Below are 17,283 nucleotides of genomic sequence, written 5' to 3'. Positions count from 1 at the left end.
TCTACTCCAAAATAAACTTCTCTGCTACAGTGTCTCCTAAAAAGAGACCTTTCTTGGTCATTCGTACAATGTCCTTGTCAGGTACCAAAAGGCCCTGCTGGGTCAATTCCTCAACCACTGATCCATATTGTTGGTCAAAATTCACACCAAACTTTTCTTCAAAACGCTTCTTGGAAACGCCTGTTTTCTTACGTAGTCCTAGAAACATCTCTTCTTCCATCATTTCTGTCTGAGTCAGATGTTCTTCTTGGACACGCGCATTTCCCTTATCAACAGCCTGCATATAGTGACGGATAGGCCCATGATTCTTGTAGCGAACACCGTTAACATAGCCGGATGCTCCAGCTCCCAGACCATAATACTCAGCATTGTCCCAATACATGAGATTGTGTCGACTTTCAAAACCAGGCTTGGAGAAATTAGAAATTTCGTAATGCTCAAAGCCTGCTCGCTCCAACTCCTGAATAATGTATTCAAACATCTCTGCTTCCAACTCCTCTTTAGGTAGAGGAAGCTTACCCCGTCTCATGCGGTTCATAAAGACTGTGTGATTCTCAAGAATCAAGCTATAGAGGCTCATGTGGGGAATGTCAAGGGCAAGAGCCTTAGCGACATTCTCTTTGACCTGGTCCATGGTTTGTGTCGGAAGGGCATAGATGAGGTCAATCGAAATATTGTCAAAACCAGCCAGTTTCAGACGGTCGATATTGTCATAAATGTCCTGCTCTTGATGGCTCCGACCAATCTTCTTAAGTAAGCGATTATCAAAGGTCTGCACGCCCAATGAAACCCGATTAACCGGCGAATCCTTCAAGACCGCAATCTTATCCGGATCCAAATCACCAGGATTGGCCTCGATCGTCAGCTCTTCCATCTGAGACAGATCAAGCGACTTGGTCAGCTCCTTGAGCAGATAGGCTAGCTGATCCGCAGTTAGAGCTGTCGGTGTCCCACCCCCAATATAGAGAGTTCGTAAGTGTGTGATTTCTTCCCGACGAAATTCTTGGATCAAATGCTCTAAATAGGCATCGACCGGTTGGTTCTTAATAAAGACCTTCGAAAAATCACAATAAAAACAAATCTGGGTACAAAATGGGATGTGGACATAAGCGGACGTTGGTTTTGTATGCATACCTTTAATTATACCATAAAATCCCCCCGAGTCCTTAAAGAAAAGGGAATAAGAAGCCAGGAATTCCTTGACAAGAAGGAATAAAAGGAATAGAATAAATTTAATCATATTCGGAGGTAAGGAGATATGAACAACTAAGTTTCGTTAAATAAAATACTTTATTTAGTGGACTGCTTGTTCTATCTCTTTTTGTGTACCCTCTCGCCTATTCTCCAACCATTTGTTGGCTAAATAAGTTTTTTTCTGCTTGGGTTCCACATGAATACAGCTCTACTAAATAGGTAGAGCTGTTTTTTGTCCCAGTAGAAAGGAATCTTATGCTAAAACTATCCCACCTCACTATCCGACATACAAAAGATTTACGAGATCTGGTTCAAGATCTGTCCCTGACTATTCATGAAGGAGAAAAAGTTGCTATTATTGGCGAAGAAGGGAATGGAAAATCTTCCTTACTTCAGGTCCTCATGTCCCCAAAATCTCTACCAGATTATCTGACCATAGAAGGAGAAATCACCACTTCCTTTCACTCCTATGCCTATATTCCCCAAACTTTACCGGAAGCTTTGAAGGGAAAAACCTTGGAAGAATATTTTTTTGGAGAGAACGAGCTAGACTATGCCACCCTCTACAGACTGGCTGATCAATTGCATTTTAATAGCGAGCGCTTTGCAAGCGATCAAGCTATCGGAAGTCTATCTGGAGGAGAAGCCCTCAAGATCCAACTGCTTCACGAACTTTGTTGTCCTCATGAATTGCTATTTTTAGATGAACCTTCAAATGATCTGGATTTAGAGACCTTGGACTGGCTCCAGCAGATGATCCAAACGAGTCCCCAAACCATCATATTTATTTCCCATCATGAGGATTTTTTGACTCAGACGGCGGATACCATCATTCACCTCAGACAGATCAAACACCGCAAAGAAGCTGAAACCATCGTAGAGCACCTAGGCTATCAAGACTACAGTAGCCAGAGGGAACAACAATTTAAGCAACAGTCTCAGCAAGCGGCCAACGATCAACGAGCCTACAAAAAAACAATGGAGAAGCACCATCGCGTCCGTCAGCAAGTCGAAACCTCCTTACGAAATACCAAAGATAGCACTGCTGGACGTCTCCTGGCAAAGAAAATGAAGTCCCTCCTCTCACAAGAAAAGCGCTACGAGCGAGAATTCCAGTCCATGACTTCCCAACCCTATGATGAGGAAATCATCAATCTGCATTTCCCTTCCCTCACTCCCTTGTCTCCTCAAAAACGTGTCCTTCTCTTAGATCAAGAAGAGCTCGCAATTGGGAATCGTGTCCTAGTCAAGAACCTCTCCCTCACACTTCAAGGGCAGGATAAGATAGGGATTATCGGATCCAACGGTGTTGGGAAATCCACTTTCCTAAAAATGATCTGGGAGATCTTACGGAAGAATGAGAGCATCCGCATTGCCTATATGCCTCAAGATTACACTGAACGTCTCCCTCTGACTCAGACACCGGTTCAATTTCTACAGCACTCAGGTGATCGCGAAGAAATCAACACTATTCAATTGCATTTAGCCTCCCTCAACTTTACTTATTCTGAAATGCATCATCCTATCTCTGAACTTTCTGGTGGCCAGCAAGGAAAACTCTTCCTCCTTCAATTAGTACTCACAAGTCCCCAGTTTCTGCTCTTGGACGAGCCTACTCGTAATTTTTCCCCCACTTCCCAACCAGAAATTCGTCGCCTATTCGCAGACTACCCAGGTGGACTGGTTACGGTCTCTCACGACCGGACCTTCCTCAAAGAAGTCTGCCAAAAAATCTATCGTCTGACTGAACATGGTTTCGTAGAGATAGAGTCGCTCTAACGTAAAAAAAGATTGGCCAAAAAACCAATCTTTTACATTTAAAATAAAGTCCTCTTAGAAACTTTCCTTAGGCGAGAACGGACGTCAGCGAACTTCATAGAAGTTCCATGACTTAGTTTTGAACCTAAGGTTTCAAAAATCCCGAGTGAGGCTGGGACAAAAGTCCTAGCCTCTCAATTGTCTTTGCATTGTCGAGCAATACGCAGTGGTTGAGTGGGCTCTACTACGCTGACTTCATCAGCTTTTACAGCCCTACTCAACTGTGCGGAGGTGGGACGACGAAATCGAATTCTAACGAATTACCGATTTCTGTCCCACTCTCATTTTTCATTATCCTTTTCGAAGGTCTTCCAGCGTTTTCTCAAAGATCGCTGGCACTTCTGCCGTAAATTCCAAAGTCTCTCCTGTGCGAGGGTGGGTAAAGCCGAGTGTCCGCGCATGAAGAAACTGACCTTGTCCTTTGAGTGTCTTCTTAGGACCATAAGCAGGGTCTCCAGCTACTGGATGGCCAATATAGGCCATGTGCACCCGAATTTGGTGGGTGCGACCGGTCTCCAGTTGCAACTCTACTAAGGTGTAATTTCCAAAGCGTTCCAAGACTTGAAAACGGGTCACTGCAGGTTTTCCTTTAGCCGTCACTGCTTGTTTTTTACGGTCCTTTTCACTGCGACCAATTGGTGCTTCGATCATGCCCCGATCGTTAGGAAGATTTCCATGGACAATGGCCCAATACTTCCGGAGAGATTTTTTGTCTTTTAGTTCCTCTGCTAAGGCGACGTGGGCTTGGTCATTTTTTGCGACCATCAAGAGGCCTGACGTGTCTTTGTCAATCCGGTGGACGATTCCTGGACGCAATTCTCCATTGATCCCTGAAAGGTCCTTGACATGGTATAAAAGGGCATTGACCAAGGTTCCACTGGTGTGGCCGGCACTCGGGTGAACAACCATGCCTTGGGGTTTATTGACGACGACGACATCCCGGTCCTCATAGACGATGTCTAAGGGCAGATCTTCTGCTTCATAGCTGACCTCTTCCACTTCTGGGACTTCATACTGGATGATGTCTCCTTCTTTGACCGTATACTTAGCTTTTTTCACAGTTTCATTGACCAGAACTTTTCCTTCTTTGATCTGCTCATTGGCTACAGCTCGTGACAAGGGAGTTAAATCCGCCAAAGCCTTATCCAGTCGCGCACCGGCTACTTCGATTTTAATTTCCATGCGTTTCCTCTTTCAACATCAGGATCAGGAGCAAGAAAACTCCAACTGTCAAATAACTATCTGCTACATTAAAAATGGCAAAATTCATAAAATCCAGGTGGAACATATCGACCACAAAGCCCTGACGCAGGCGATCGATAAAATTCCCCAAGCCACCTGCAATCACCAAGGTCAAGCCCGTCACCATCCAAAGCGACCCCTTGAGGTGCTTATAAAGATAGTAAAAGGCCCCCACCATCACGACTAGAGTAATGAGGGTAAAGAACCATTGCTGATTTTCAAGAAGCGAAAAAGCTGCACCTGTGTTTTGAAGATAGGTCAGGCTGACCACATGGGGAATAAAAGACTTAACGACACCCAGTGGAATGTTCTTGACTACATACCATTTGACCAACTGATCCAGTAGGACCAATAGCACGATTGCTACCGGAACCATTGTTTTTCTCTTCATTTCTTACCTCTTTTGATCAAAATACTCTACCATGACCTCGACAAACTTCTCTGCTACAGGGGAGAGATCCATCTCTTCGCGTTTGACATAGACCATTTTATTGTCCAAGTTGTCTTCTAAAGGAATCACGGTAATGCCATTCACTGACTGGCTATCTAAAAAGCCTGATCCTGTCGCATAAGCATCTGTCCGCTCCAAGATCCCATTCAAGGTAGCCCGGTCGGTTACATTGAACATTTGGGAGCTTGAACTGGTATCGACAAAGTTCTCTGAATAATAGAGGTACTCATCTTTTTCTTGGGTAAAGCGAACAGTTGGCAACTGAGCTAGATCTTCCATGACCAGTTTTTTCTTCTTAGCCAGAGGGTGTCCCTTGCGAAGGTAAATATGAGTCTGAAAAGGAATTAAATCCACCACTTCAAGCCCTAATTTATCGACCCGTTGCATAATCCCCTTGGTATTTTGACGGTTTAGATAAATAATCCCCAACTCACTATGCCCTTGAGCCACTTCATCCAAAATTTGGACCGTCGTTGACTCAAAGATGCGGAAGTTTTTATTTTCCGGATAGCGGATCGAGAATTCCGTCATCAAAGGCGGCAAGAAGTCATAGTGTTGACTAGAGATAGAGAATTCTTTCTTCTCTTCTTCAGGACTGGCATATTGATTTTGAAAAATATCAAACCCTTTGACCACATCCTGCGCTTTTTCATAAAATTCCATTCCCCGACGGGTCAAAAAAGTCCCAGAACTGGTCCGACGAAAAATCTTAAAGCCCAATTCTTTTTCCAGATCTCTGACGGAGATGGACAAGCTCGGCTGACTCACATACATTTTTTCAGCAGCCTCACGAAAAGTACCACTATTGGCAATCGCCACTACATATCGTAATTGTTGTATATTCATTCTATTTTCCTTATTACAGTATCGATCTATTATACCATAAATTAGGGGCTGAAAGAAGAGATGGGGTTAAGAGACCTTCATCAAGTGAAAATAAAAAAAACTGGAAGACCTTCTCCCAGTTTTTTGAATGTTGCTTTAGGAGGCAATCATCATTTGAATCTTATACGCGTTCTGTCCAAGGTGTTGCTACTTTAGCCAAGACTGCGTTCAATTCTTCAATATTTTGACGCCCTTCTGTACGAAGCCATTCACGAGCAGCTGCTTCTCCATCTTTGATGTAGGCTTCTACTGAACCTGCCCAAGTCGCACGTCCACAAAGAACACCATTGAAGTTTGCACCTGATTCGTGGGCAAAGACAAGAGTTTCTTGGAAGAGTTTTGCAGATATACCTGCACTGAGGTAGATGTATGGAAGGTTGGTTGCTTCTTCTTGTTCTTTGAAGAAAGCAGCTGCTTCTTCACGACTATAGACAACTTCTCCTTCTCCAAATCCTTCCACGAAGTTCACATTAACTGGGACTTCCACTTTCAAGACATCGATATTGAAACGAGGATCTGAGAAGACTTTCATAGCCTCAATCACCTTACGAGGTTTCACTTTCGCATATTCAGCAGAGGTTGCATCTGCAATTCCTTCATCATAAGCCAAGATTTCAAGGAAGAATGGAATGTCTTCTGCAGCGCATTCAGAACCGATGCGTTCGATATAAGCTTGTTTTTCTTGGTTGAGTTCATCTGCACTGTCTACATCATAGTAGAGCAAGAATTTCACAGCATCTGCACCTTGTTCTTTGATGCGTTTTGCTGACCAAAGGTTCAAGCAGTCAGGCAAGCGTTTGGTGCTAGACGTATCGTACCCTGTCTTTTCGTATGCGAGCAAGAGTCCTGCATCTTTGTCCAAGGCTTTCGTAGCTGGCAAACCATATTCTGGGTCCAACAACATAGAGGAAGCATATTTGGTCAATTCATCTGCTACAAGGACTTTCAATTCTTCCATTTGTGCTACAGTTGGCTCAGTGTCTTGGTATTTGGCCATCAAGCGTTTCAAAGCCCCACGTTGGTCGAAGGCCAAAGCTGAAATGACACCGTCTTTTGTACTAAGACGTTCCAAATAGTTGCGTTTTTGTTCTGTTAATACCATTTTATACCTCTTTTACTATTAATTGTTGATACAAGGCATCATAGTGCCCCATGTTGACATGTCCTGTTTGTGCTTCTTGCGCATTTAACATTCCAAGAACATTTGCTTTCTTGAGCAAGTCTGCGTCACTCTCATGATGATAGAGACCAGATGCAATCCCTGCAACAGTCGAATCACCAGATCCGACTGGATTAACGACATCAATCTTAGGAATATCTACCTTATAGAAGACATCCCCGCGCTTAGCGAAAGCGCCATTTGCACCAAGGGAGACAACCACCCATTCGATGCCATCAAAGAGAGAATCCTGAAGAACTTCTTTTAAGTCTTCCACATTCTTACTCACTTTTTTTCCTAACAACTGAGATAATTCTTCATTGTTTGGTTTAATGACCGTAGGCTTGACAGCTGCTTGAATGGCAGCTTCTAAAGAAGCTCCCGAGCAATCGAGTACGACTGGTTTCCCAGCTTCGCTTGCAATCTTGACAAGGCTAGCATAGTAGTCCACTGGTAAACCAGCAGGAAGACTTCCAGAGATGGCAACAACTTCTACTTGTTCAACCAAGTGACGATAATGGTCGAGAAAGTCTTGCCCTTCTTTCTCAGAAATGGTTGGACCTTTTTCTAAGATTTCTGTTTGCTTGCCTTCGTGAAGGATGGCGATACAATTACGTGTATCTCCAGCAATTTCAAAGAAACGTTCCTCTATCCCTTCTCCTAAATGATCGAGAATGAATTGCCCCGTTCGACCACCAAGTAGACCAGTCGCTGCCACTGGATCCTTTATCTCAGAAAGTACACGGGTAACATTGAGACCTTTCCCACCAGCTGTCTTACTCACCTCAGCCACACGATTGACTGTATCCAACTGGAGTACATCCAAAGGATAAGAAATATCAATCGAAGGGTTCATCGTGACCGTTAATATCATACGTCACCTCTTAGTCGTGGTATTCACCACGGTCCCATTTTTCAAGGAATTCTGTAAAGAAATCAGCATCCGCTTGATGAGCATTATGGGTTTCCACATGTTGGATCTTAGCGATCAATTTTTTATTTTCTTCAGTTGGTTTGTATTCAGCATGGATGAATGCTTCAATGATATCGCACATGAGCAATTCACCAGTAATTTTACCACCAAATCCGATGACATTTGCGTTCAATTCTTCTTTTGCATAGAGAGCAGTTGTCATATCGCGTACCAAGGCAGAACGGATACCAGGTACTTTGTTAACAGCATTGTTAATCCCAACACCCGTACCACAGATACAAACACCAAGATCTGCTTGGCCACTTGCTACGGCTTCACCGACTTTCTTACCAAAGATTGGATAGTGGGTACGTGTATGGTCATAAGTTCCAAAGTCGAGCACTTCGTATCCTTTTGATTTCAAAAAATCAGAAACAGCCATTTTTTCATTTGTCACAATGTGATCACAACCAATTGCAATTCTCATTTGAATTCTCCTCTCATTAGCACATCTTATTCAACATATCAACACGGATTTGGTGACGGCCACCGTCGTATTTACCATTGACGAATCCTTTGGCAATGTTCTTGGCCAATTCATCCCCAACAATTTCAGCACCCATGGTAATTATTCGAGAATTGTTGTGGCCACGTGTCATATAAGCAGAACGTTCATCTGAAACTTCTGCTGCCACCATTCCCTTGATTTTAGTCGCAACCATAAATGGACCAGCTCCATAAGCATCAATCACGATTCCAAGATTTTGATCGTTTTTGTTCACTTCGCTCGCAACTGCAAGTGTCACATCTACAAAATCTTGACCTTCAGCGGTTACATCTACAACATCGAAGTTTTCTTTTACAAGAAACTCTTTCACGAGATCTTTTAATCTTAATCCTGCAGCATCTGCACCAATTACAATAGACATGTCCTGTCCTCCTTTTGTTTGTTTCAGCAAATATTCCTGTTGCTATTTTTTCACAAAGAAACAATTTCTTACTTTTGATATTATATTACACCTATTTTGAACGAAAGTCAACATTTTATTGTTTATTTTCGAACATTTTTTTAAATTAAAAACACCATATCTAGAAAAGATATGGTGTCAGTTTTCAAACTACATGAAACGATTATTTTGCATTTGCTGCGTATTCTTCGTTACGTTTGATCATTTGTTTTCTGTACCAAGCGAAGATTCCGATATAGAATGCCAAGAAGACAACTACACCAAGGATCGCTTTGATATCACCAGTTGTTGCGTTACCGATTGTCCAACCGAGCAATTTTTCAACTGGTCCTTCAAGAGTTGAGTGAGTGATCAATTGAGTAGAAGCTACCCCTTTAGGGAAGGCATCAACACTCTTAGCCAATTGAGTTGCAAATGGTGCAATCAATGTACCTGAAAGAAGGAAGAGTGGCAAGAGAAGGCTTCCAAAGATGATCATACGGATCAATTTACCGCGTGTTACAACCAACAAGGCTGGAGTTACACCCATAGCGATGATACCAGCAAGTGGCAAGATACCATTTCCGACTTTAGAAAGAAGCACTGCTTCGATCAACATGATTGGTGCAAGTACGTTGGCACAAGCCCAGATTTCAGCACGACCAGCGATAAATGGCCAGTCCAAACCGATGTTGAATTTACGTCCTTGAAGACGTTTAGTAGCAACGTTTGTAATACCTTGTGACAATGGTTCTACCGCTGCGATGAACCAAGAACCGATCAATGAGAACAATTCCAAGCAGACACCGGCAGTCAAACCAAGGCTCAACCAACCTTTAATAACCAATTCCCATTTGTCAGCATCTTGCACACCAGCAACTGGATGTGGAGTACCCATGATACCGATGACGATACCAAGAAGGAAACCGATAAAGAATTTAGATCCCCAGAAACCGATCTTCTTGTTCAATTTAGCAGCATCGAAGTCGTATTTATCAAGACCCGGGAAGAATTTGTCAAAGATTTTATCCAAGACCATGATGATTGGGTTCATCATGTAGTTCATGTGAGTAGATGTCATAGGTGATGAACTTGGTGCATTCAACAAATCATCAAATGTTGGTTTCATCAAGTCTGAGTTGATGATTTTCATAACCCCTACAAGGACAACGGCAAGAGTGGCAACGAAAAGTGAAACTCCTTGGCTGACACCGTTGTTGTCCGCATACCATTTGATCAAAAGACCAGTGATAGACAAGTGCCAGATATCAAAGATGTCGACGTCAAGTGTATCAGTCTTCTTGATCGCAAGCATGATAACGTTGACGATCAACATAATCAATAAGAAGTAAAGTGTCCAGGCAGATCCCCAAGTAATGGTCGCAAGAGGCGCCCAACCAACGTCTGTGATATTCAATTGAATACCAGTATTCTCAACGAATTTTGCAAGAGATGCTGAGAAAGCTCCATTCAACATACCGATGATAGCACCGATACCAGTAAGGGCGATGGCAAGTTTAATACCACCTTCAAGTGCTTTAGAGAATTTCACTCCAAATAAGAGAGCCAATAAAGTCAAGACGATCAACATGATGATCGGAGCACCCATGTCTAGGATGGGTTTGAAAAATTTATTGGCAAAATCAATAATGCCATTCATAATAAATCCTCCCGATTTATGAATTTTTTGTAATTTACAGCATAAAGTGTTCCCAATTTTAAAATTAGATAACGCTTACAATCACGTTTAAAAAAATATTAACTTAATCCATGTTCTTTAATGGCAGCTTCGATGTTATCAAAGACTGGCGCACTCATCGCTGGAATACGGAACAAGATTGGTCCTGCTTCTACCACTGGAATACCAGGATCGAATCCCAAATCAGTCGCAGCAATTGGAGTAAAGATATCATAACCAGAAATCAAATCTTCATTGACGTCTTTGACCATGACAGCGTCACAACGCACATCATAACCACGGTTTGACAACTCTTCTTCCAACGCATTCTTAATTTGGTGGCTAGAGTTAACGCCTGCACCACAGGCAGCTAAAATTTTAATCATTTGGATGTCCTCCATTATAAATATTTACGAATGTTTTAGGAAATAGTTTCCGTAATGTATTGATAAAGCTTATCTTCACTATCTAATTTTGATAGAGCTTCGAGATTTCCATTGGATGTAAAGAAATCCATCAGCTGGGCCAAAATATTGGTTTGGCTTGAGCTCGTATTATTGATAATGAAGAATAAGAGTGAAACTTGAACTTCCTTATCTGGAGCAATCATATTATGGAAGGTTACGGGTTGATCCAAACGAACCACAACCACATTCTCAGTGAGATTATGGACAATGTCTGTGTGCGGGATCGCCACATTTGGTAAGTCCTTACCAAGAAATTCCATGTCTAATCCAGTCGGGAAAGACTTTTCACGCTCAATCAAAGCGGAACGATAGGTTGGTGTCACAATCTGTCGCTCTTCCAATAAGCTTGCTACCTGCTTAAAGAGATCTGTTTGATCCTTGGCATGTAGGCAAAACACAAGATCTTTGTTAAAGAGTTGATTTAACCCCATTGTTGCCACCTCCTTATCTAACTATTTATTTATAGCTTCAGTATATCACTATATTGATTGATTGTCAATCTTTTTTTGTCTAAATTTGTTCATTTTTGTTTATATAACACTCTAAAGCGCTTTCTATCCGTCATTTTCCAACATCATTAAATCAGTAAAAAGAGAGTGGGACAGCTTCAACAGTCTGGGAGACTGTTGAAGGTTGCAGATAAAGGAAACATAGTTTCCGTCAACATAGGGCATCTTTGAAGCTTAAAAAGCGAACAAAGACTTAGGATACTTGCTTCGCAAGTTCTATCCGCCACCTCAACCACTGCGTCTTGCTCGACAATCAAAAGACAATTGAGAGGCTAGGACTTTTGTCCCAGCCTCTGATTTTATATGATTTTCGTATACAAGCCGTATTTGTCTTTGATCTTCTTTGGAATACTATCATCAGTAATAATGGCATTCAGGTCTTCCACTCGATAGAAACTATAGAAAGAATAGCTATCAAACTTACTGTTATCTGCAACCACATATTTCTCAATTGCATTGTTTAGAATAATAGCATTACCATTTCCTTCTTCTTCATTGGCTGTGGAAACATGATGCCCATCGATGCCATTGACCCCGATGAAAGCTTTAGAAACCTTTATTTCTTTCAAGAGTTTATTGGCAAATTGCCCGACAAAAGTTTGTGTCTTCACCCGGTAGCGACCACCAACTAAGATCAGGTCATAATTTGGAAAATCCTTTAGCTTTTCAAAAATGGGGAGGGAATTGGTGACAATACTGATTTCCTTTCCTTCTAAATAGTCGCCGATAAAATCTGTTGTCGTACCAGACCCAATAAAGACGGTATCCCCATTTTCGATCAACTCTGCACATTTTTTTGCAATGGTTCGTTTCTCATCAATATTGATGAGATTTTTCTCACTGTGAGAAGCCTCTAACAAGCTATCTTTTACCTTTTTGTGGGCTCCACCATGTACACGAACTAAAAGACCTTGTTTTTCAAGATCGATCAGATCGCGACGAATGGTCATGTCTGTCACCCCAAAGAGTTCCTTGAGTTCTTTGACTGATACCACACTTTTTCGATCCAGTTCCTGAAGAATTTCAACATGTCTGCTATCTTTCATGGTACTACTTCCATTCCTACTATATTTGTCTCTATTATACTACATTTTTCAAAAAACACAAATTCAAACATTATATTAACAATGGTAAACATGATATTTTTAAATAAATAAAAGAAAAAAGCCTTCTGATAAATCAGAAAGCTTTAATTTTGCTATTTCTAGCTTCCTCACCTTTGGATCAGGCTCGGGACAAAAAGGTTTAAAAACCTTTTTATTTTGCGATTGGGTAAACAGAAACTTGTTTTTTATCGCGACCTTTACGTTCGAAGCGTACTACGCCTTCAACTTTTGCGAACAAAGTATCGTCTCCACCACGTCCAACGTTCACACCTGGGTAGATGTGTGTACCGCGTTGACGGTAAAGGATAGATCCACCTGTTACAGTTTGTCCATCAGCTGCTTTAGCTCCAAGACGTTTTGCTTGTGAATCACGTCCGTTTGATGTAGAACCTCCACCTTTTTTGTGGGCGAAAAGTTGCAAGTTAGCAAGATTCAATTTCAACATAATTGTTTTCCTCCATGTTAGTTTTCTGTGATAACTCTTGTTTGGACGAACTCTGAAGAGTTCTCCGATAAGTTTGCCATCCCTAAGAAAAATGATTCAAAGAATAGTTGGGTCATTTCTCTTTGATGTGGTGGAATATCTGTCGGGATAGTGACCCGAAGGAAGCCACCTTCTTCTTCGTTTAATTCTAGATCCGGTTCGTAGCCTGCAAATTTCTCAACAGAGTTGATAAAGTTAATGGCTAGAGTCGAAACCGATGCACACACGACATCAAAGCCATATTCACCGCTTCCAGCGTGCCCAGTGATTTCTGCACTCCTCAGCTCGCCATCTTCGGCTCGTTCAAAGACTGCTTGTATCATGTGTTCTCCTAAAAATTAAGCGTTGATAGCGTTGATGACAACTTTAGTGTAAGGTTGACGGTGACCTTGTTTACGGTGGCTACCTTTTTTAGGTTTGTACTTGTAAGTAACAACTTTCTTTTGTTTTCCTTGTTTTTCAACAGTTCCAACAACAGTAGCTCCTGAAACAAGTGGAGTTCCGACAACAGTGTTTTCACCACCAACAAGAACAACTTCGTTAAATGTAACTTCTTGACCAGCTTCGACGTTCAATTTTTCAACGTAGATAGCTTGACCAACTTCAACTTTAACTTGTTTTCCGCCAGTTTTAATGATTGCGTATGTGCTCATTATGCACCTCCTATGTATTTTTGGGTTTCCCCGTATTTTGTGAAGACTCGCCTAGCATCGTGGGACGAACCACTTAAGCTCAAAGGATGAGCGACGATGATCGAGCGGTTGCACAGGCATGTGCATAGTCAACTCTCTAAGTATATCACTTCTATCAGACAAAGACAAGTATTTTTGCGCTTTGAAAGCGAATTTTCTTTGAAAAATTTCTTTTAAGTGTTTAAAAGAATTAAATAGCTACTAAAGCTCTTGGCAATCTTTATAAAAGTATTATTTAAGATTCTTTTTTTCTTTTATTTGTTCCTTTGGTGAATGATGTCAAGCATCATAAAATTCATGGAGCAACTGGATCAATTCTTGCTGTTGTTCTAGTAAGTTCTGACCGATGGTAGTTGACTGGATGAGGGTACGGTCCTCCAGGTCTTCAATCACCTTCTTCAAGGACGTTTGCTCAAATGGCGAATCTACAACCTTTTGAATATCTTGGAAGGGCTGATGGGTGACAAGTTGAAAGCCATAGGAATTATTAAGGAGTGAATAACCTGCTGTACCTGTCTTCTTTTGATAAGCTTCGCAAAGCCCCCCATCAATGACAAAGAGCAGTCCTTCACCTCGAATGGGTGATTCCCCTTTTCCTGTTTTAACCGGTGTATGGCCATTCACAATACGAGATAAGTTGGTTTCAAGACCAAATTCCTCTAAAAGTAATTGGCAAATCTTTTTTGAATTTCGATAGCTAAAATACTCATTTTCTACTTCCTTATGCGTTTCTGGCTCTTCAATAAAATACCGTTCAAAGGTCGTCATCTTATTCTTCCCAAAGAGGGGAGACAATGGCCCTCGCCAGCAATACCATACTAAATCCGTTGAAAGGTCATCCCCAACCTCTTTGTTTTTTGCTGCAAGGCGAATATGATATTCGAAAAAATCTAGTAATTCTTTCCCCGCATACTGAGCTTGATGAAGCACTAGAGGTTGAAATTCCCCAGAAGGTTTCAAGGGTATACAACCATGAAACAGCAAGTGGTGATTGTAAATCTTATACATGGATCCCTTTTGCATTAAGAGCTCCATATGTTCAGCCATTTTGGGAGATCCTTGGAAGGAAGACAGCATACTAGCTACTATTTGTTTTTCCTCTATGCTTAATTCTGAAGGATTTGCCCGATCTATGGTTTGGAAGCAGGTGTTTTGCAAGGAATAGTTCTTCCCGTCAATGGTGATAGAGTTCTTCCAATAATCAATTTTATCCAGCAGGATTTGATTGTCCATCTGAAATTCTGGCCGTCTCTTCATCAATTGAGTTTCTACCTTAAATTGGAGAATGGCCAGCGCTTGATGAACCTTTTCCAGTTGCAATATTTCTTCAGCTGTAAATTCATCCGCCCTTGTCCCTAGGATGGGACTAAACTTAGGATTGGCTTTGTAGGTCTTATCCGCAAATAAGCTTAAAGAACGAATGTTTAAACCATAGGCTTTTTCGATATCCCATAAGTAACCATAACGTGCTGCAATGCGCAATACATTCAATAAACATGCCTTGGATCCAAAGTAAGCCCCCATCCAAATGATATCGTGATTGCCCCATTGAATGTCTAAAGAATGAAAATCAAGGAGCTCATCCATTACCTGGGCACTTCCAACCCCTCTATCAAAAATATCTCCTACCACATGCAGGTGATCAATCAATAAGCGACGAATACTGCTGGCAATTCCCAAGATAAAGGGATCCGCTTCTCTTAGTTCAATAACATAACTTAAGATCGTATGGAAATAAGAATGTTTATCAGCTAGTGTAAGATCACTATAGATCAGTTCTTCTATGATATAGGCATATTCCTGGGGCAAGGCCTTTCTAAGTTTGGAGCGGCTATATTTAGCTGCCACAAAACTTAGTAGAGTTAAGAGCTGAGAAATCGTTGATTTATACCACTCTTTCTCCTTATTCACTTGTTCCAAAACCCGTTCTGGATAAGATACGAGAGCTGACAGTGTATTCTTTTCCTCTTGTGTCAATGAAGCTACAAAGCAGTCATTAATTTTTTCATTTAAAATTCCAGCGCAACTCCTCAAAATATAATCAAAAGCTGCAAATTCTCCATGAATATCACTAATGTAAAGCTCTGTCCCTTTTGGTAGGTTCAAAATGGCCTCAAGATTAGTAAGTTCAGTAATGACTTTTTGACGAGAATCAAATTTCTCTAGTAAAATACGCTTATATTGCTCCATATCAACTCTCCAAGGATTCTCTATTTACAACCTCATCTACGCTGATTCAAGAATCAGTTCATCTTCTTCAATTCCTCTTCAATTAGGAAAGCTGTCTCTTCAATCGATTTATCTGTCATATTGATGATTTGAGCGCCAAATTGTTTAAAGACCTTCTTGGAATAATCCAATTCTTGATAAATTTTTTCTAAATCCGTATAACTTGTTTCTTGCGTTAATCCTAAAGAATCCAAGCGATGGCTTCGAACTTTCATTAATTTTTCAGGCTCACAGATCAGACCAATCAAGCGTCGAGAATCAACCTTATCTAAGACCTGAGGTAAAGGAACTTCAGGGATCAAAGGCAGATTTGCAACCTTGTAGCCCTTATTGGCCAGGTAAATACTCAGGGGAGTTTTTGAGGTACGGGAAACACCAAGCAGGACCAAATCGGCTTCTAAAAACCCCTGAGGTACCTTACCGTCATCATATTTAACAGCGAATTCAATTGCTGAAATTTTCTTAAAATAATCACTGTCTAAGCGGTGCAAGGTTCCTGGAACTTCTATTGGTCTGGTACCAGTCTTTTCTTCAATAATTTCAAAAAATGGATACATGAGATCCAAATAAGCCAAAGCATTTTTTTGGCTAAATTCTCTGGCTACTGATGCTAACTGACTATTGACTAAGGTGCTGATGACAAGTGCATTATCCTTCAAGGCATCATATAAGATATCCAAGAGTTCCTCTTCTTGATTGATAAAAGGGAACCGATAACTATTATTAAAAATGATATCTGGGTACTGTGCGGTAACTGCTGACAATAATTTTTGGGAAGTCCCACCCAAAGAATCTGAAATACTATATACAATGATCTCTTTTTTCATATTTATTCCTCTTCACTCTTCAGTTCAGCATTTCTTGCTTGTAGAATAATGTAATCGAGCAAGGCTGATTTGGTCACCGTTCCAACAACTTTTCGATCATTCTCTTCATCGACTACCGGTAAGGAATCGATGGCATGATCTTGCAGGAGAGCAGCCGCTTCTAAGATGTTCATGTCTTTTGTACAGGTAATGATATGGGGCATTCGAGTCATACAAACTGCTACAGGAGTCGTCTGTATACTCGAATTGAGAGATGCTCTCAATAAATCTTTACGGGACATAATTCCCAGTAAGAGCTTGTCTTCATCGATAACATAGAGGACATCGGCATCATACATAAAAAGGGTAATAATCGCATCTTGAATATAGGAATCATGGGTGACTAAAACAGGAGAGGTCATGATCTCTGCCACTTCTTTTTGAAAAGTATCAAAAAAGTAAAGCGTTTCGAGATCTAATCCAGAGTAGGTATAGCCAATTTTTGGTGTAGCTTTCAAAATACCAACCAAGGTTAGAAAGGACAAATCTGGACGCAGGGTCGCCCTTGAAATATCCAATAACTCAGAAATCTTCTCTCCACTTAAGGGCTGATGCAATTTTACAATTTCAACTATTTTCTTTTGACGTTCACTTAATTTCAAAATTTCCTAGCCTTTCTATTTCTATCTCCATAATGATTATA

The 17,283-nt window shown here is 41.1% G+C and carries 19 protein-coding genes and 1 other annotated feature; of the genes, 1 reads left to right on the top strand and 18 read right to left on the bottom strand.

What is annotated here, in order from left to right:
* Position 1 precedes the first annotated feature (1 nt).
* Entirely contained in the window at positions 2–1,132 is a 1,131-nt protein-coding gene (hemW, locus tag ACVC7Q_RS01495) for a radical SAM family heme chaperone HemW (RefSeq protein ID WP_447264556.1), read from the bottom strand.
* Positions 1,133–1,449: 317 nt separating this feature from the next.
* Between hemW and ACVC7Q_RS01490 the strand changes: the two genes are divergently transcribed.
* Positions 1,450–2,973 carry an ATP-binding cassette domain-containing protein gene (locus ACVC7Q_RS01490; protein WP_447264555.1) on the top strand — a complete coding sequence of 508 codons (1,524 nt, stop codon included), beginning with the start codon at positions 1,450–1,452 and terminating at the stop codon, positions 2,971–2,973.
* A gap of 330 nt (positions 2,974–3,303) precedes the next feature.
* Here the strand turns inward: ACVC7Q_RS01490 and ACVC7Q_RS01485 are convergent, their stop codons facing one another.
* From ACVC7Q_RS01485 to ACVC7Q_RS01405, 17 genes are all read right to left on the bottom strand, one after another.
* Complete coding sequence (locus ACVC7Q_RS01485) at positions 3,304–4,194, bottom strand: RluA family pseudouridine synthase (protein WP_447264554.1); 891 nt, start codon at positions 4,192–4,194, stop codon at positions 3,304–3,306.
* Complete coding sequence (gene lspA / locus ACVC7Q_RS01480) at positions 4,184–4,645, bottom strand: signal peptidase II (protein ID WP_003001852.1); 462 nt, start codon at positions 4,643–4,645, stop codon at positions 4,184–4,186. The genes ACVC7Q_RS01485 and lspA overlap by 11 nt, the downstream gene beginning before the upstream one ends.
* A 3-nt stretch (positions 4,646–4,648) precedes the next feature.
* Complete coding sequence (locus ACVC7Q_RS01475) at positions 4,649–5,551, bottom strand: LysR family transcriptional regulator (protein WP_003001728.1); 903 nt, start codon at positions 5,549–5,551, stop codon at positions 4,649–4,651.
* Between the two features lie 160 nt (positions 5,552–5,711).
* Positions 5,712–6,692 carry a tagatose-bisphosphate aldolase gene (lacD, locus tag ACVC7Q_RS01470; protein ID WP_447264553.1) on the bottom strand — a complete coding sequence of 327 codons (981 nt, stop codon included), beginning with the start codon at positions 6,690–6,692 and terminating at the stop codon, positions 5,712–5,714.
* A 1-nt stretch (position 6,693) separates the two neighbouring features.
* On the bottom strand, positions 6,694–7,623 hold the full coding sequence (locus ACVC7Q_RS01465) for a tagatose-6-phosphate kinase (RefSeq protein WP_447264552.1): 930 nt from the start codon (positions 7,621–7,623) through the stop codon (positions 6,694–6,696).
* A gap of 10 nt (positions 7,624–7,633) precedes the next feature.
* Positions 7,634–8,149, bottom strand: coding sequence for a galactose-6-phosphate isomerase subunit LacB (lacB, locus tag ACVC7Q_RS01460; protein WP_003002763.1), 516 nt, complete (start codon positions 8,147–8,149; stop codon positions 7,634–7,636).
* 16 nt (positions 8,150–8,165) lie between these two features.
* Positions 8,166–8,591 carry a galactose-6-phosphate isomerase subunit LacA gene (gene lacA / locus ACVC7Q_RS01455; RefSeq protein WP_003002639.1) on the bottom strand — a complete coding sequence of 142 codons (426 nt, stop codon included), beginning with the start codon at positions 8,589–8,591 and terminating at the stop codon, positions 8,166–8,168.
* Between the two features lie 202 nt (positions 8,592–8,793).
* On the bottom strand, positions 8,794–10,269 hold the full coding sequence (locus ACVC7Q_RS01450) for a PTS galactitol transporter subunit IIC (protein ID WP_049498245.1): 1,476 nt from the start codon (positions 10,267–10,269) through the stop codon (positions 8,794–8,796).
* Between the two features lie 98 nt (positions 10,270–10,367).
* Positions 10,368–10,673, bottom strand: a complete 306-nt coding sequence (locus ACVC7Q_RS01445; RefSeq protein ID WP_003002828.1) for a PTS sugar transporter subunit IIB — start codon at positions 10,671–10,673, stop codon at positions 10,368–10,370.
* Positions 10,674–10,708: 35 nt separating this feature from the next.
* Positions 10,709–11,185: a PTS sugar transporter subunit IIA gene (locus ACVC7Q_RS01440; RefSeq protein ID WP_254726823.1), complete on the bottom strand. Its 477-nt coding sequence runs from the start codon at positions 11,183–11,185 to the stop codon at positions 10,709–10,711.
* Between the two features lie 377 nt (positions 11,186–11,562).
* Positions 11,563–12,309 carry a DeoR/GlpR family DNA-binding transcription regulator gene (locus ACVC7Q_RS01435; RefSeq protein WP_201037582.1) on the bottom strand — a complete coding sequence of 249 codons (747 nt, stop codon included), beginning with the start codon at positions 12,307–12,309 and terminating at the stop codon, positions 11,563–11,565.
* A gap of 211 nt (positions 12,310–12,520) precedes the next feature.
* Entirely contained in the window at positions 12,521–12,814 is a 294-nt protein-coding gene (gene rpmA / locus ACVC7Q_RS01430; RefSeq protein ID WP_003002805.1) for a 50S ribosomal protein L27, read from the bottom strand.
* Positions 12,815–12,831: 17 nt separating this feature from the next.
* Positions 12,832–13,176 (bottom strand): ribosomal-processing cysteine protease Prp, encoded by a 345-nt coding sequence (locus ACVC7Q_RS01425; RefSeq protein WP_031573608.1) that lies wholly within the window; start codon positions 13,174–13,176, stop codon positions 12,832–12,834.
* A gap of 15 nt (positions 13,177–13,191) precedes the next feature.
* A complete protein-coding gene (rplU, locus tag ACVC7Q_RS01420; RefSeq protein ID WP_003002830.1) occupies positions 13,192–13,506 on the bottom strand; it encodes a 50S ribosomal protein L21 in 315 nt (104 codons plus the stop codon).
* 33 nt (positions 13,507–13,539) lie between these two features.
* Positions 13,540–13,626: a sequence feature (ribosomal protein L21 leader region), on the bottom strand.
* A gap of 198 nt (positions 13,627–13,824) precedes the next feature.
* On the bottom strand, positions 13,825–15,735 hold the full coding sequence (locus tag ACVC7Q_RS01415; protein WP_447264551.1) for a fructose-1,6-bisphosphatase: 1,911 nt from the start codon (positions 15,733–15,735) through the stop codon (positions 13,825–13,827).
* 53 nt (positions 15,736–15,788) lie between these two features.
* The gene (locus tag ACVC7Q_RS01410; RefSeq protein WP_447264550.1) at positions 15,789–16,601 is read right to left on the bottom strand and encodes a pyruvate, water dikinase regulatory protein; all 813 of its coding nucleotides are present in this window, start codon (positions 16,599–16,601) and stop codon (positions 15,789–15,791) included.
* Positions 16,602–16,603: 2 nt separating this feature from the next.
* The gene (locus ACVC7Q_RS01405) at positions 16,604–17,242 is read right to left on the bottom strand and encodes a helix-turn-helix transcriptional regulator (protein ID WP_447264549.1); all 639 of its coding nucleotides are present in this window, start codon (positions 17,240–17,242) and stop codon (positions 16,604–16,606) included.
* Between the last annotated feature and the right edge of the window lie 41 nt (positions 17,243–17,283).

It is taken from the genome of Streptococcus sp. W151 (assembly GCF_053010205.1).
This window is presented reverse-complemented; position numbering and strand designations above follow the sequence as displayed.

Bases quoted from the DNA above. Each gene is read 5' to 3' on its own strand.
- hemW (WP_447264556.1), bottom strand. From the start codon at position 1,132: ATGCATACAAAACCAACGTCCGCTTATGTCCACATCCCATTTTGTACC.
- ACVC7Q_RS01490 (WP_447264555.1), top strand. From the start codon at position 1,450: ATGCTAAAACTATCCCACCTCACTATCCGACATACAAAAGATTTACGA.
- ACVC7Q_RS01485 (WP_447264554.1), bottom strand. From the start codon at position 4,194: ATGGAAATTAAAATCGAAGTAGCCGGTGCGCGACTGGATAAGGCTTTG.
- lspA (WP_003001852.1), bottom strand. From the start codon at position 4,645: ATGAAGAGAAAAACAATGGTTCCGGTAGCAATCGTGCTATTGGTCCTA.
- ACVC7Q_RS01475 (WP_003001728.1), bottom strand. From the start codon at position 5,551: ATGAATATACAACAATTACGATATGTAGTGGCGATTGCCAATAGTGGT.
- lacD (WP_447264553.1), bottom strand. From the start codon at position 6,692: ATGGTATTAACAGAACAAAAACGCAACTATTTGGAACGTCTTAGTACA.
- ACVC7Q_RS01465 (WP_447264552.1), bottom strand. From the start codon at position 7,623: ATGATATTAACGGTCACGATGAACCCTTCGATTGATATTTCTTATCCT.
- lacB (WP_003002763.1), bottom strand. From the start codon at position 8,149: ATGAGAATTGCAATTGGTTGTGATCACATTGTGACAAATGAAAAAATG.
- lacA (WP_003002639.1), bottom strand. From the start codon at position 8,591: ATGTCTATTGTAATTGGTGCAGATGCTGCAGGATTAAGATTAAAAGAT.
- ACVC7Q_RS01450 (WP_049498245.1), bottom strand. From the start codon at position 10,269: ATGAATGGCATTATTGATTTTGCCAATAAATTTTTCAAACCCATCCTA.
- ACVC7Q_RS01445 (WP_003002828.1), bottom strand. From the start codon at position 10,673: ATGATTAAAATTTTAGCTGCCTGTGGTGCAGGCGTTAACTCTAGCCAC.
- ACVC7Q_RS01440 (WP_254726823.1), bottom strand. From the start codon at position 11,185: ATGGGGTTAAATCAACTCTTTAACAAAGATCTTGTGTTTTGCCTACAT.
- ACVC7Q_RS01435 (WP_201037582.1), bottom strand. From the start codon at position 12,309: ATGAAAGATAGCAGACATGTTGAAATTCTTCAGGAACTGGATCGAAAA.
- rpmA (WP_003002805.1), bottom strand. From the start codon at position 12,814: ATGTTGAAATTGAATCTTGCTAACTTGCAACTTTTCGCCCACAAAAAA.
- ACVC7Q_RS01425 (WP_031573608.1), bottom strand. From the start codon at position 13,176: ATGATACAAGCAGTCTTTGAACGAGCCGAAGATGGCGAGCTGAGGAGT.
- rplU (WP_003002830.1), bottom strand. From the start codon at position 13,506: ATGAGCACATACGCAATCATTAAAACTGGCGGAAAACAAGTTAAAGTT.
- ACVC7Q_RS01415 (WP_447264551.1), bottom strand. From the start codon at position 15,735: ATGGAGCAATATAAGCGTATTTTACTAGAGAAATTTGATTCTCGTCAA.
- ACVC7Q_RS01410 (WP_447264550.1), bottom strand. From the start codon at position 16,601: ATGAAAAAAGAGATCATTGTATATAGTATTTCAGATTCTTTGGGTGGG.